Annotated in this window: 11 protein-coding genes; 7 read left to right on the top strand and 4 right to left on the bottom strand. The window is 55.7% G+C overall.

Annotated features, from left to right (window positions below):
• Nucleotides 1–145: 145 nt before the first annotated feature.
• Nucleotides 146–694, top strand: a complete 549-nt coding sequence (locus tag QRN24_RS04495) for a winged helix DNA-binding protein (protein ID WP_014170092.1) — start codon at nt 146–148, stop codon at nt 692–694.
• On the opposite strand, the gene glgX is transcribed toward QRN24_RS04495, so the two are convergent.
• The 3 genes from glgX to treZ are packed head-to-tail and all read right to left on the bottom strand — an operon-like array spanning nt 695 to nt 7,039.
• A complete protein-coding gene (glgX, locus tag QRN24_RS04500) occupies nt 695–2,770 on the bottom strand; it encodes a glycogen debranching protein GlgX (RefSeq protein ID WP_284942403.1) in 2,076 nt (691 codons plus the stop codon).
• Nucleotides 2,771–2,786: 16 nt separating this feature from the next.
• Nucleotides 2,787–5,255, bottom strand: a complete 2,469-nt coding sequence (gene treY / locus QRN24_RS04505; protein WP_284942404.1) for a malto-oligosyltrehalose synthase — start codon at nt 5,253–5,255, stop codon at nt 2,787–2,789.
• Nucleotides 5,252–7,039, bottom strand: coding sequence for a malto-oligosyltrehalose trehalohydrolase (gene treZ / locus QRN24_RS04510; RefSeq protein WP_284942405.1), 1,788 nt, complete (start codon nt 7,037–7,039; stop codon nt 5,252–5,254). The genes treY and treZ overlap by 4 nt, the downstream gene beginning before the upstream one ends.
• Before the next feature lie 132 nt (nt 7,040–7,171).
• Here treZ and QRN24_RS04515 point away from each other — a divergent pair, with 132 nt between their 5' ends.
• The 4 genes from QRN24_RS04515 (at nt 7,172) to QRN24_RS04530 (ending at nt 10,675) form a co-directional block, all read left to right on the top strand.
• Entirely contained in the window at nt 7,172–7,699 is a 528-nt protein-coding gene (locus tag QRN24_RS04515; RefSeq protein ID WP_020884118.1) for a GNAT family N-acetyltransferase, read from the top strand.
• Between the two features lie 178 nt (nt 7,700–7,877).
• Entirely contained in the window at nt 7,878–8,621 is a 744-nt protein-coding gene (locus QRN24_RS04520; protein WP_369797155.1) for a 5'-nucleotidase, lipoprotein e(P4) family, read from the top strand.
• 142 nt (nt 8,622–8,763) lie between these two features.
• Nucleotides 8,764–9,750: an MBL fold metallo-hydrolase gene (locus QRN24_RS04525; RefSeq protein WP_284942406.1), complete on the top strand. Its 987-nt coding sequence runs from the start codon at nt 8,764–8,766 to the stop codon at nt 9,748–9,750.
• A gap of 13 nt (nt 9,751–9,763) precedes the next feature.
• On the top strand, nt 9,764–10,675 hold the full coding sequence (locus tag QRN24_RS04530) for a LysR family transcriptional regulator (protein ID WP_050736812.1): 912 nt from the start codon (nt 9,764–9,766) through the stop codon (nt 10,673–10,675).
• Here the strand turns inward: QRN24_RS04530 and QRN24_RS04535 are convergent.
• Entirely contained in the window at nt 10,666–11,550 is an 885-nt protein-coding gene (locus QRN24_RS04535; protein ID WP_063214437.1) for a LysR substrate-binding domain-containing protein, read from the bottom strand. The genes QRN24_RS04530 and QRN24_RS04535 overlap by 10 nt on opposite strands.
• Nucleotides 11,551–11,665: 115 nt before the next feature.
• On the opposite strand from QRN24_RS04535, the gene QRN24_RS04540 reads away from it, so the two are divergent.
• Nucleotides 11,666–13,156, top strand: coding sequence for a UbiD family decarboxylase (locus tag QRN24_RS04540; protein WP_020884113.1), 1,491 nt, complete (start codon nt 11,666–11,668; stop codon nt 13,154–13,156).
• A gap of 153 nt (nt 13,157–13,309) precedes the next feature.
• On the top strand, nt 13,310–13,597 hold the full coding sequence (locus QRN24_RS04545; RefSeq protein WP_014170105.1) for a VF530 family protein: 288 nt from the start codon (nt 13,310–13,312) through the stop codon (nt 13,595–13,597).
• Nucleotides 13,598–13,601: the final 4 nt, after the last annotated feature.

Genomic DNA, 13,601 nt, shown 5'->3' on the forward strand with positions numbered 1-13,601 from the left:
GTGTTTTGCGTCAGGCTCCGCAGAACCTGCACTAAAAAGCTATATCTGAACCACAAAAACATGTAAACAATTTATCAATAAAATGTTCTTATTTTATCGATGAGTTTACATTTCCGGGCCAACGTCCCCCCCCGTAAGGAACGTTATGACTGCAAAGAAGAGTGCTGGATCATCAAATCACGACGATATAACCGATGGCCGTATCGTGTCCTCTCGCCATCTGGTATCGGAACGTTGCGCGGAATTATCAGAGCTGGAGTACGCGTTGATCATGACCAGCAACGCGTTTAACAAATGGATGGTGCGCTGCATGACCGCCGCCGGTGAGCCAGATATGGGCGCTTTTGATGTCTCGCTTCTGCATCACGTGAACCACCGCGACCGCAAGAAAAAGCTGGCCGACATCTGTTTTGTCCTGAACGTGGAAGATACCCACGTGGTGACGTATGCACTGAAGAAGCTGGTCAAGGCGGGCTACGTGACGAGTGAAAAAGCCGGAAAAGAGCTCTATTTCTCAACGACGGAGGAAGGGAAAGCGCTATGCATGAAATACCGCGACGTGCGGGAAGCGTGCCTGATCAATATCCATGCGGAGAGCGGGATTTCCGGAGCGTCTATAGGTGACACCGCGCAGCTGCTCCGGACCATATCTTCCCTGTATGACACCGCCGCGCGGGCGGCGGCATCACTGTAGTTAAGGGCGTCTGAAAAGCGAAATACTTCGTCCGGCCAGATTGTATTCCACGGCTTTGGTGATGACCGTCCCGGGGACAACGTCATCCGCCGTGGAGAGTTCCAGTACCCAGCCTCCTTCGCCAAACTGGGGGATCTGGAACGGCACGGTACCTTCAAACGGGTTAAACAGCATCAGCACATCGTGCCAGAGGCCCGGCTCCTGTCTGAGGTCCGGTCTGCTGATGGATACGCCGAGGGTGGAACCTTCATCCCACTGCTCATCCTGCTGCGGGCCGCCGCCGGCGTTAAACCAGCGGATCTCAAGTCCGTCGCGCCAGCTTTCTCGCCGCAGCAATGGCTGTTTCGCGCGAAGGGCAATCAGATGGCGGGTAAAGTCGCGCAGGGCGGTGTCGTTTTCCGATAACCCCTTCCAGTCGATCCAGGAGATCTCGCTGTCCTGGCAATACCCGTTATTGTTCCCCTTTTGCGTACGGCCAAACTCGTCCCCGGCCAGCAGCATTGGCGTGCCGTGAGAGAACAACAGCGTGGTGAGGAAATTACGCTTCTGCCGCTCCCGGGTAGCGATAATATCCGGACTCTCTGTCGGCCCTTCCTCTCCGTAGTTATACGACCGGTTATCGTTGTGCCCGTCGTTATTGTCTTCACCATTGTCAGCATTATGCTTTTCGTTGTAAGACACCAGGTCGTTCAACGTAAAGCCGTCGTGGGCGGTAATAAAGTTGATGCTGGCCCACGGACGGCGTCCGCGCAGGTCGTACAAGTCACCGGAACCGAGCAGGCGCGCGGCGAAGTCGTTAGACACGTTATCGCCCTTCCAGTACTCACGTACGGTATCGCGATATTTGTCGTTCCACTCCCCCCAGCCCGGCGGGAAGCCGCCGACCTGATAACCGCCAGGGCCGATATCCCAGGGCTCACCAATCAGCTTCAGACGGGATAACACCGGATCCTGCGTGACGGCATCGAAAAAGCCACCACGCGGATCAAAGCCTTCGGGCTCACGGCCCAGAATTGTCCCGAGGTCGAAACGGAAACCGTCAATATGCATCGATTCGGCCCAGTAGCGCAGTGAATCCATCACCATCTGCAGCACTCTCGGGTGGGAGGTATTCACCGTATTCCCCGTGCCGGTGTCGTTAATGTAATACCGGTGTTGATCGGGTAAGGTGCGGTAATAGCTGAAGTTATCGATGCCCTTAAACGACAGCGTAGGGCCGAGCTCATTGCCTTCTGCCGTGTGGTTATAGACAACATCGAGGATCACCTCGATGCCTGCGTCATGATAGGCGCGCACCATATCGCGAAAACCCTGGATCCCCGCCGGACCGTAATAGCGTGACGCCGGTGCAAAGAAGCCGAGCGTGTTGTAGCCCCAGAAGTTTTTCAGCCCCCTGTCGAGCAGGTGTTGATCGTCCGGGAACCAGTGAACCGGAAGCAGTTCAACCGAGGTGATGCCAAGGCTTTTGATGTAATCGACCGAGGCTTTGTGTCCCATCCCTTCAAACGTACCGCGCAGTTCAGGCGGGATCGCCGGGTTAAGCTGGGTAAAGCCCTTCACGTGGCTCTCATACACAACGGTATTCGGCCACGGAATGGTTGGCCGGTTATCATCCTGCCAGTCAAAAGCATTGGGGTCGATGACCTTGCATTTTGGCGTGAACGGCGCGCTGTCGCGGGTATCAAAACTGAGGTCGAGATCGTCATGACCCAGCTCATAGCCGAAATGGGCGTCGTTCCAGTCGATATCGCCCACCAGTTCACGGGCATACGGATCGATAAGCAGTTTATTCGGGTTGAAGCGATGGCCGTTTTCCGGGTCATAGGGGCCGTAAACACGGTAGCCGTACAGCGCGCCAGGCTTCAGATCCGGCACATAGCCGTGCCACACTTCATGGGTATATTCCGGCAGCTCCAGCCGGGCGATTTCGGTTTTTCCTGAAGGGTCAAACAGACAGAGCTCAACCCGCTCCGCATGTGCTGAAAACAGCGCAAAGTTGACCCCCTTCCCGTCATAATTTGCGCCTTGCTGCTGGCCATGACCGGCCCGAATTTCAAACGTATTATCCTTTGGCATTTTTTGTTCTCCACGATCATTCGCAGGTAAGCAGAACCATTAAGCATCCCGTTTCAGACGTTACATCCAGCGTCTCTTGCAGAACCCGGCTTTCACCGGTGAACAGATCCCGGTAGCGTTTTCCTGCCAGCGCATCGGGTATAGCAATAGTGGTATTGGCCCACAGTGCTTCATAGGTCGTCACGTCGAAGACCAGTCGCGGCACGGCAACAATCAGCGCCTCCTCGTCTTTCCCGCGTGCGTAAACAATCAGGTTCTCCGCCCGCTCGCCGCTCACCTTCAGCGGCAGCCAGTCACCGTAATGGAATAGCGCGGCATAATGCGGACGAAGCCGTAACAGCGTGGCGGTGACATATTGCTTAACGCTTCCGTCTCGCCAGCATTCCGGGCGGGCAAATACCCCGGCATCCGCCGTGCTGAGGTGGTGCACCAGCGCGGGGAAATCCGGTTCCCGTCGGTTATCCGGGTCGACAAGGCTAAAGTTAAGCGCTTCGCAGCCCTGATAGATGTCCGGTACCCCGGGTGCGGTAAGTTTGATCACCGTCTGGCTGAGGCTGTTCATCAGCCCGGCACGGATAAAGGGCTGCATCGCCTCACTGAAATCCTTCAGGAACAGCGTGTTGTCCGGTGAAAGCAGATGCCGGGCATAGCTCAGCACCACGCTCTCATAGCTTTCGTTGCTGTCTATCCAGTCTGTGCGTTGTTTGGCTTCGCGCAGCGCTTTCTCCAGGAAGCCGAGGAAGCGCTCTTCGAGTGATTTCAGCCCGTCGACATCGTCAGGTGACAGCGTGGCGGGCCAGACGCCGGCCAGAGCCTGATAAATCATCCAGGTATCGGCAGCGTTCGGCGCGGTACCGTCGCTCAGAAAACGCACGTGGGTTTGATTCATCTGCCGCCAGCGGGCCAGATTTTCGCCCCACTGTTCCGGCGCTTCCGTCAGGGTATAGAGGCGTGCCCGGGCATCTTCACCACGCTTCGTGTCATGGGTGGATGTCCCGAGTAAGGCGTCAGGCTGGCGGGCAAGACGGATGCGCATTTCCTGATGAAAACGCGATAGCGAAAAGGCGCGCGGCGTCGGGTCTGCCCCCACTTCGTTAAGCGCCAGCTCCAGGTTATGGCGAAAGAACAGCGTATCTTCCACGGATTTCGCCATCAGTGGCCCGGTGAGTTGCTGGAAGCGGGTTCTGAAACGTGCCGCGTCGTCGTGGCAATTTTCAGGAAGATCGCCAGTGAGAATGCACACGATCAGGCTCAGGGCCGCTTCAGAGGTGTTAACGCTTGCGACAACGCGATTGAGCAGCGCCACGTCAGAGGCGGTTAAGCCTTCAGGGGTGCCGTAGGTCCGATACACCGGAAACGCGATCATCAACTCGCGCAACGCATGGTGGATCTCATCGGGTTGCAGTTCAACCGCATTGCGTCGGGCAAGATCGGTGGCGATAGTTAACAGGGTAGTGAATTCGCCCTCAAAATTGCGATCGGTCATCAGCCCTTTGGCATCCCGTAACGCTGCAAACCGATCAACGGTTTCCCCGAGCGTGTCGTCATGGATTTTCTCCAGGCGGTCAAGGCGACTGTCGTCCACCAGAACTTCCGCCAGCGAGGCAATAAACTCGTACCCCGTGGTGCCAGAGACTGGCCATTCGACGGGCAGCTGTTCCCCTTTGGCGAGAATTTTTTCAACCGTGATATAACAGGCCGGTCCGGTTGCCTGGCGCAGACGCTGCAGATAGCCCAGCGGATCGGCCAGACCGTCGATATGGTCAATTCGCAGACCGTCAACGACGCCAGAATGAACCAGTTCAAGGATCAGTCGGTGTGTATCACTAAATACCGACGCGTCTTCAACCCGCACGCCCACCAGGCCGGTGATTTCGAAGAAACGCCGCCACGAGAGCTGTTTCGGGGCTTCACGCCAGGACATCAGCCTCCAGCTCTGGGCCTCGTGCAGCGCCGCAATGCTTTTACCCTCCACAAAGGTCCCGGGGTTAAGAGGATAGGCGGTGTCGTAGTAGACCAGCGCGGCTTTGTCCGTGACAGGGTCACGCTTTACAGTGATGGCGCCCTTCTCAAGCTCCGCCTCAAAGGTGTCGCCCAGCAACGGCAGCGTAAGCGGCCGTGACCAGTCAATATCGAAATAGCGTGCGTAGCGGCTCTGTTTGCCGTGCTCAATCACGTCTCGCCACCAGTGATTCTCCAGCGAGGTCGACATGTGGTTAGGCACAATATCCAGTATCAAGCCCATTCCCGCCTGCCTGAGCGCGGCCGCCATACGGTCGAATCCTTCTCGTCCGCCAATGGCGGGGTCAATTTCATTCGGGTCGGTCACGTCATAGCCGTGCGTAGAGCCGGTCGTGGCGGTAAACACAGGTGAGGCATAAAGATGGCTGATGCCGAGATCTTTCATATACGGCACCAGTTCCACGACACGGTCAAACGTCATGCCATTACGGAACTGAATACGGTAGGTCGCGGAAGGGATCATAACGATGCTTCTCCATCAGCAAAGCGAACAACAATACTGTTCGGCGGTAACACCTCGTTCACCTCCGGCCAGCTAAAGAGCGTTTCTCCTGTCAGTGCAGGCACATCAACAGCCTTATTGCCGGTATTGAACGCCAGAGACAACGTTCCGGTCGGGAATCGCCAGCTCACTGCAATCATGCCGGGTGCCGTCCTGATGACTTTGCTCTCCACCGTGACGCCCTTACGCAGTAACGGAACGATATGACGATGGCGCAACGTCAGCAGCGTTCGCGTGAAGCGCAGCCACGTTTTGCCGTCATCGGTGGCGACCTTATTCCAGTCAATTTTGGAGCGAACAAAGGTCTTCACGTCATTCGGGTCGGGGACGGACGCATCGTGCCCGGCATGGCCGGTAAACTCTTTTGCGCGCCCTTCCCGCACGGCTTTGGCAAGCTCACCGTGAAAATCGGTAAAGAACAAAAACGGATTGGTTTCACCAAACTCTTCCCCCATAAACAGCAGCGGAATATGGGGCGAAAGCAGCAGTGCAGCAAGCAACACCCGTGTTTTATCGGCCCCCGCAAGGGCGATCAGTCTCTCTCCCTGAGCGCGGTTGCCGGTTTGATCGTGGTTTTGAATAAAATCGACAAAAAACTGTGGCGGCTGCGTGTGACATTCCACGCCGCGCGATTTGCCGGTCTGGAGAGAAACCTCGCCCTGATAGACAAAACCTTCCGTCAGCGCACGGGCGAGTTTTTTCTCCGGTTCAAAGGCAAAATCCTGGTAGTACGCATGCGTTTCGCCGGTGGCAAAGACATGCGCGGCATTGTGAAAGTCATCGTTCCACTCCGCGGTAAAAAGCGGTGTCGCACCGTGTGCGTCACGCGGATGCAGGAAGATAACGTTACGGCTGTCTTCGGTGGTGAGATGGATCTGCCGCCCGGGAATAGCCTCGCGAATGCGTTCGGCAATCTCCTGCAGGATATGTTTATCCGACGCGTCTTCAATCTGGTCGATGGCATCAAACCGTAATCCATCAAGATGGTATTCCGTCAGCCAGAACAGCGGGGCTTCGGTAATGTATTGCCTGACCGGCTCAGTCTCGTAAGCAATCCCGTTGCCCCAGGGCGTCATTCGTTCCGCGTCGAAAAACGCGGGTGACAACACAGGCAGATAATTGCCTTCCGGGCCGAAGTGGTTAAGCACAATATCCAGCACGACAGAAAGCCCAAGCCCATGCGCAGCATCGATAAAGGCGTGGAAGTCTTCTGGCGTGCCATAGGCAGAGTGCGGTGCATACAGCAACACCCCGTCATATCCCCAGCCGCGCGATCCGCCAAACTGTGAGACGGGCATGACTTCAATCTGGGTAATGCCAAGTTCAGCCAGGTAAGGCAGTTTTTCAATGGCGGCCCGGAAGGTGCCCTCCGGGGTAAAGGTGCCGATGTGCAGCTCGTAAATCACCGTGTCTTCCCACGGACGCCCTGCCCACTCCCGGTTGCCGGGCGGATACCGTCTGGCATCGATAACAACCGAGGAACCATTAACATCCCCAGCCTGGGCGCGCGACGCCGGATCGGGTACGGCCATGCCGTCCTGCAAAACATACTGATATTCTGTGCCGTGCGTGACGCCGGGGACGTCAACCTGGAACCAGCCGTTGCCGACTGCCGTCATTGGCAAGTCGTTTTCTGCCAGACGTAGCGTAAGTTCTTTCTGTCCTTCTGCCCAGACGCGAAAACGTACAACGTCATTGGAAATAAACTCAGCACCCCAGTGTTTTTGAAATGTCCTGAATTCCATTCATTGTCCTCGAATGACCCACATTTTACGCGGAATGAAGTACAAGCTTAGTTCAGGATCAAAAGAGTGTTACGCCAGCGGTTTTAATGGCTTCATCTATTATTTATAAAAATATTCGCCACAAGGAATACCATGCAGATTCGAAAAGGATTAAATACCGACCTCGCACGTCTTGAATGCTGTGACTTTTCATTCACCGTCAGTCACGTTGCGCGGGAGCCTTTTATACATTGTGATTTGCATATCGACGCTGTCGCCGTGCCTTATCGTAAAACGTATGAGCTCGATATGCAGACCCTTGAAAATCATTGCGTTAATCCGGATGCCATATTTCTTGTGGCCGAAACAGATGAGGGAGAAATTGCCGGTTTTATCACCGCGTCAATGAGCTGGAATAAATTTATCGCCGTTGACTATATTGCCGTTGAGCGCACGAAACGCAGAGCTGGTGCGGCGCAAAAATTGATGGCGGCCGCACACGTGTGGGCGCGAAGCGTCAACGCGGCTGGATTAAGGCTCGAAACCCAGAATGTGAATGTTTCTGCCTGCCTGTTCTACCGCCATTATGGCTTTACGTTAGGCGGATACGATCGTTTCCTCTACAACGCCTTACCGGAAAAAGACGAAATCGCCCTGTTCTGGTATTACATGCTGATCTGACCCTGGCTCTAACGGATATTGGCGGACGAAAGCGATTAGTCTGAAAATTATCCACCCGGCGCGCAAGGGAATGTGCGTCAGAATATGACTCACCTGCCTCCCTTCATTTTTCTGTCACTTACTTTCAATACGCTTACATGATTTTGACAATGACGTTAAGGAAAGAAGAGTGAATTCAATGGCTAAGGCATTACTGCTGGCATTACCTGTTTTGAGCGCGACCGCCACGGCAGCCGACCACGATATCTGTGAGCCGAAAGCGTATGAGATGGCGCTGCGCTATCAACAGAAATCGGCAGAAATCATGGCACTTCAGCTGCAGACCTATCGTTTCGCCACCGAGCGTTTTAACGAAAAAATAAAAGGGCTGACTGCGCCTGAGAACTATGCCGTTGTGATGGATCTTGATGAAACGGTGCTGGATAACACTCCGTTACTGGCGCGTGATGCCGAACAGTGCCACGACTACACGAAATGGGACACCTGGAGTGACTGGGAAAAGCAGGGAAAACCGGGATTAATTCCTGGCGCGAAGGCGTTTCTTGATCGCGTGAATCAAAGTAAGGTCCGTATTTATTATGTATCTGACCGCATGCAGGAAAACAAAGCAGATACGCTCAATACGTTAAAATCCCTTGGCTTACCGCAGGTTTCAGAGGATAGCGTTCTGCTCGATACGGTCAGTAAAGAAGCCCGCCGCCAGAGCATCCTGAAGAAACAGCAGATAATCATGCTCTTTGGTGACAGCCTGCCTGATTTCGCCGCGCAATTTAAAAACAAAAAGCCGAGCGAAGCGCAGCGTGAACTCGTTGAGGCCAGCGCCGATCGCTTTGGCAGTGACTGGATCGTACTCCCCAATGCCGCGTATGGCTCGTGGTCAAAAGCCACGCTTGAGGGCTGGAAAGCCCCGCTGAAGCAATAACGTCTGGCTTGTCGGGTGGCACATTGCTGCCACCCGACATTTGACCCGACCTATCCATCCCGTTTATAGGTCCTATCATTATCAGGCGGGTTCATATAATTTTACGGAGAAGTAAGATGAGCTCTTTCTGAAGGAGACCCTTATGCTGACCGTAAAAAAACTTGCCCTGACAACGCTGATTTCCAGTTCGTTATTGTTCTACCCTGCGCTTCAGGCTTCGGCAGAAACGCCCCAGCACGTGGTTAAACAGCCTGCCGGGGGCTACAGCGTGCAGGTTGGCGACATTATGGTGACCTCGTTTACCGACGGTACCGTGGCGCAAGACCTGCACAAATTACTTCGTCGGACGACCCCGCAGAAAACCGATGCGTTGCTCACACAAAATTTCCAGACCAACCCGGTAGAGGCGTCCATTAACGCTTTTCTGATTGCGCTACCCGGCCACAAGATTCTTGTAGATACCGGCTCAGGCCAGCTTTTTGGCCCCGGTAACGGCGGGCGACTGATTGAGAGTCTGGCAACGCAGGGGATCGCGCCGCAGTACATCACCGAGATTTTACTGACCCATGCACATTCCGACCATGCCGGTGGCCTGGTCAAAGATGGCAAGGCGGTGTTTACCAATGCGCGCGTTTTTGTCGGCAAACCTGACATCGACTTTTTCTTTAACAACGATAATCAGAAAAAAACCGGCTACGACCAGAACTACTTCGATGTCGCGCAGAAAACCTTAAAACCGTATCGTGATGCCGGCAAGGTAGTTCCTTTTTCCGGAACCTCGCAGCTTCTGCCCGGGATAACCGGCACGGTTCACCCGGGCCATACGCCTGGCTCGGCCTTCTATACGCTGGAAAGTAAAGGCGAGAAAATCACCTTTGTCGGCGATATTATCCACGTCGCGGCGGTACAGTTCCCGCAGCCCGCCGTGACCATCGCCTACGACCAGGATCAGGATGGTGCGGCACGTGTCCGCCAGGATGCTTTTGCTGATTTTGTGAAAAACAGAGATCTTGTCGCAGCCCCCCACCTGCCGTTCCCGGGTATCGGTTACGTCACGAAAGGCGAGCACGGCGGTTACGCCTGGGTGCCCGTCACCTATACCAATCGCGACAGCCACAGCGCAAAGTAAAACGGATAACACGATGACGCCCGTTGCTGAGATGGATATCGACCTGATCCTGACGCTGGATGCATTGCTCCAGGATCAGAACATCACCCATGCGGCCGCGCGGCTCGGCATCAGCCAGCCCGCGATGTCCGCCCGTCTGGCGCGCCTGCGTTCGCTCTTTGGCGAACCGTTGTTTATCCCTTCCCCACATGGACGTGGGGTGTTGCCCACGCCCAGAGCGGAGGCGCTGCGACCGCAGGTCAAGACCGTATTGCGGGGCATTAATGCGATGTTTGCCCCCACCACCTTTGATGCGCAAACCAGCCAGCGGACATTTGTGATTGCCCTGCATGAAAATCCGGCCCTGATGCTGGGTGCGGAACTGCTTAATCAGTTCCGGGCCCATGCCCCGGGGATCCGCTTGCGGTTCGCGCTGCCAGAAATGGCAACCCTGCCACAGCAGCTGGAAAAGGGTGATGTGGATGTCTATATCGGTGTGAGCGCCGGCGCGCACGACGGCTGGGTCAGACGCAAACTTTTCGATGACCAGTTTGCAACAGCCCAGCGAAAAGGACACCCCCGCGGTGTCGGGCCACTGGATCTGGAGCACTATTGCGCGCTCTCTCATCTGGTGGTCTCTTCAGAGGGTGACCCGTTTACCGGCTTTGTGGATCAAACCCTGGGCGGACTGGGGTATCAGCGCAACGTGGTGATGTCCACGCAGAGCTACGCCATGGCACCTCCGCTTGTCGCCAGCACGGACCTGCTCTGCACCTTACCGGAACGTATGCTGCAACGCTTTGCCTCGACGCTGGATATCTTTCCCCCGCCGCTGCCGCTGCAGCCGATTACCATCAGCATGTACTGGCACCCGAAAAACAGTCAGGATCCGGCAAGCCTCTGGCTGCGCGAGCAACTGCTGCTGGCCGCGGGACGTCAGATGTGATCGAGGGTGTGCAGAAATTTCTTTAACACCTCTGAGCGAATGATCCGGTGGCACACCAGCTTCAGCTCGCTTTCCCTGAGCCTGTCAATGATGTCGACGTACACGACATTCTCCACGCTGACTGCCCTGGCCGAGGCCGGCAATAGCGCCATGCCAAACCCCGCAGAGACCAGGCTGATGACAGTAGGTACGTCGGTGGCGTTTTGTACCACCTCAGGCTGGAAACCTGCGACGTAACAAACGTCATAGAAGTACTGTTCGAGGCCCATTCCCTCCGGGTCGCGCAGGGAGATCCATTTTTCGTCTTTCACCGAGGCGAGCGTAAGCGCGGACGATTTTGCAAGAGGATGCTGTGAAGAGAGCGCCAGCACCGTTTTCTCGGACGTAAACGGGCGGCTTTGCAGGTCGTCAGGCAGAGACGGCAGCGGCGCCCGGATGATGGCCACATCCAGCTGGTTGCTTTGCACGGCGGTATAGAGCGTCTGCACATTCCCCGTCATTAGCGACATGGTGATGGCAGGCCACCGACTGTGCATCTGGCGCAGCGCGGCAGGCAGCCTGGTGTCAAACATGGCGCTCGATACGCACCCGAGATTCAACACCCCTTGCTCCCCCCTCGCCGTTTGCCTGGCGTCCAGTACCGCCTGTTCCGTCAGGGCGATGGCCAGCCTGGCTTTCTCCAGGAAAGCTTCACCGGCCGGCGTCAGGGTTAAACGGCGGTTCGCCCGGCTAAAGAGCGTAACGCCTAACCGTTCCTCTAACGTTTTAATCTGCTGACTCAGCGCGGGTTGTGCCATGTTCAGGCGCTCCGCAGCCCGGTGCATGTGAAGCTCTTCCGCAACGACAATGAAATTACGCATCTGACGAAATTGCATAACGCTTCCCCGGATTTTTTGATAACAAATTTATTATCAAAATAGCAGTAATGATGCAATTGATGCTATGGGCTATTGCCATAAAAATGGAGGCATGCAAACACGGGAGGAAAAAATGGAAAGCCCAGTCAACGATCTCAGAAGTGCCATCGCGTTACTGCAACGCCACGAAGGACAATATATTGAAACGGATCATCCGGTGGATCCCAACGCGGAGCTGGCGGGTGTTTATCGACACATTGGTGCGGGCGGCACGGTGAAACGCCCTACCCGAACGGGCCCGGCCATGATGTTCAATAACGTTAAAGGTTATCCGGATTCGCGTATCCTGGTGGGCATGCACGCCAGCCGGGAAAGAGCGGCACTCCTTCTGGGATGTGAACCCTCGACGCTCGCGCAGCACGTCGGTCAGGCCGTGAAAAACCCGATCGCGCCGGTTGTTGTCCCGGCATCGCAGGCCCCTTGCCAGGAGCAGGTATTCTACGCTGACGATCCTGATTTTGATCTGCGTAAACTGCTTCCGGCCCCGACCAACACGCCGATTGATGCTGGCCCGTTCTTCTGTCTGGGGCTGGTACTGGCAAGCGATCCGGAAGACAGTTCGCTGACTGACGTCACGATTCACCGTCTCTGCGTTCAGGAGCGCGATGAGCTTTCCATGTTCCTGGCCGCGGGGCGCCACATTGAGGTCTTTCGTAAAAAGGCTGAAGCAGCCGGAAAACCGCTGCCGGTGACGATCAACATGGGGCTCGACCCGGCGATTTATATCGGCGCCTGCTTTGAAGCGCCCACGACGCCATTTGGTTATAACGAACTGGGCGTTGCCGGGGCGCTGCGTCAGAAACCGGTCGAACTGGTGCAGGGCGTGGCGGTAAAAGAGAAAGCGATCGCGCGGGCTGAAATCATTATCGAAGGCGAACTGCTGCCAGGCGTGCGCGTTAGAGAAGACCAGCACACCAACAGTGGCCATGCAATGCCGGAATTTCCGGGCTACTGCGGCGAGGCAAACCCTTCTTTGCCCGTCATCAAAGTGAAAGCCGTCACCCTGCGTCACCAGGCAATCCTGCAAACGCTGGTGGGGCCAGGTGAAGAGCACACCACGCTCGCAGGCCTGCCAACGGAGGCCAGCATCCGCAATGCCGTTGAAGAGGCCATTCCGGGCTTCCTGCAAAATGTCTATGCGCATACCGCGGGCGGCGGTAAGTTCCTCGGCATTCTGCAGGTGAAAAAACGCCAGCCATCCGATGAAGGACGTCAGGGACAGGCGGCGCTTATCGCACTCGCGACTTATTCCGAGCTGAAAAACATCATTCTTGTCGACGAAGACGTGGATATTTTCGACAGCGACGACATCCTGTGGGCGATGACCACCCGCATGCAGGGAGATGTCAGCATCACCACTATTCCAGGGATCCGCGGCCACCAGCTCGATCCGTCGCAGTCGCCGGATTACAGCACGTCGATTCGCGGAAACGGCATTTCCTGTAAGACCATCTTCGACTGCACGGTACCGTGGGCGCTGAAGGACCGCTTCGAACGCGCGCCGTTTATGGAGGTTGACCCACGTCCGTGGGCACCAGATTTGTTTGACACAAAACACGACTAGCGCGTTCGCGATACAAAAGAGCGTATGGCTTTCGGGTCATACGCTCTTCTGTTTTTCATCGCAGGCAAAAAGGGAAATTGCCGCTTCCCCTGCTTTCTTGTACCCTTTCGTCGTTAACCCCAACCCCACAAGAACTGAGACATCCGGACGCTTATGACTGCACACCTTTCTAAAGACCCTTTACATGGCGTAACGCTGGAGATGCAGGTCAATGCCCTGGTTGCACGATATGGCTGGAGTGAGTTGGGCGATCGAATCAAAATTAACTGTTTCAGAAAAGACCCAAGCGTTAAATCGAGCCTGAAATTTCTGCGCCGCACGCCCTGGGCTCGCGCAGAAGTTGAAGCCCTGTATCTTGATTCCCTGAATGATGAGGGGATCGCAGAACCGGACGAACCCGCCTTTAACCCCTGGGCTAACAGTCGGATAACCAAGAGCTAAAACG

The sequence above is a fragment of the Enterobacter sp. MEB024 genome (assembly GCF_030209635.1).
Classification (GTDB): domain Bacteria; phylum Pseudomonadota; class Gammaproteobacteria; order Enterobacterales; family Enterobacteriaceae; genus Enterobacter; species Enterobacter ludwigii.

Excerpts from the sequence above, each read along its gene's own strand:
- QRN24_RS04525 (WP_284942406.1), top strand. The coding sequence starts at position 8,764 with ATGCTGACCGTAAAAAAACTTGCCCTGACAACGCTGATTTCCAGTTCG.
- glgX (WP_284942403.1), bottom strand. The coding sequence starts at position 2,770 with ATGCCAAAGGATAATACGTTTGAAATTCGGGCCGGTCATGGCCAGCAG.
- QRN24_RS04495 (WP_014170092.1), top strand. The coding sequence starts at position 146 with ATGACTGCAAAGAAGAGTGCTGGATCATCAAATCACGACGATATAACC.
- QRN24_RS04540 (WP_020884113.1), top strand. The coding sequence starts at position 11,666 with ATGGAAAGCCCAGTCAACGATCTCAGAAGTGCCATCGCGTTACTGCAA.
- QRN24_RS04535 (WP_063214437.1), bottom strand. The coding sequence starts at position 11,550 with ATGCAATTTCGTCAGATGCGTAATTTCATTGTCGTTGCGGAAGAGCTT.
- QRN24_RS04520 (WP_369797155.1), top strand. The coding sequence starts at position 7,878 with ATGGCTAAGGCATTACTGCTGGCATTACCTGTTTTGAGCGCGACCGCC.
- QRN24_RS04545 (WP_014170105.1), top strand. The coding sequence starts at position 13,310 with ATGACTGCACACCTTTCTAAAGACCCTTTACATGGCGTAACGCTGGAG.
- QRN24_RS04530 (WP_050736812.1), top strand. The coding sequence starts at position 9,764 with ATGACGCCCGTTGCTGAGATGGATATCGACCTGATCCTGACGCTGGAT.
- treY (WP_284942404.1), bottom strand. The coding sequence starts at position 5,255 with ATGATCCCTTCCGCGACCTACCGTATTCAGTTCCGTAATGGCATGACG.
- QRN24_RS04515 (WP_020884118.1), top strand. The coding sequence starts at position 7,172 with ATGCAGATTCGAAAAGGATTAAATACCGACCTCGCACGTCTTGAATGC.
- treZ (WP_284942405.1), bottom strand. The coding sequence starts at position 7,039 with ATGGAATTCAGGACATTTCAAAAACACTGGGGTGCTGAGTTTATTTCC.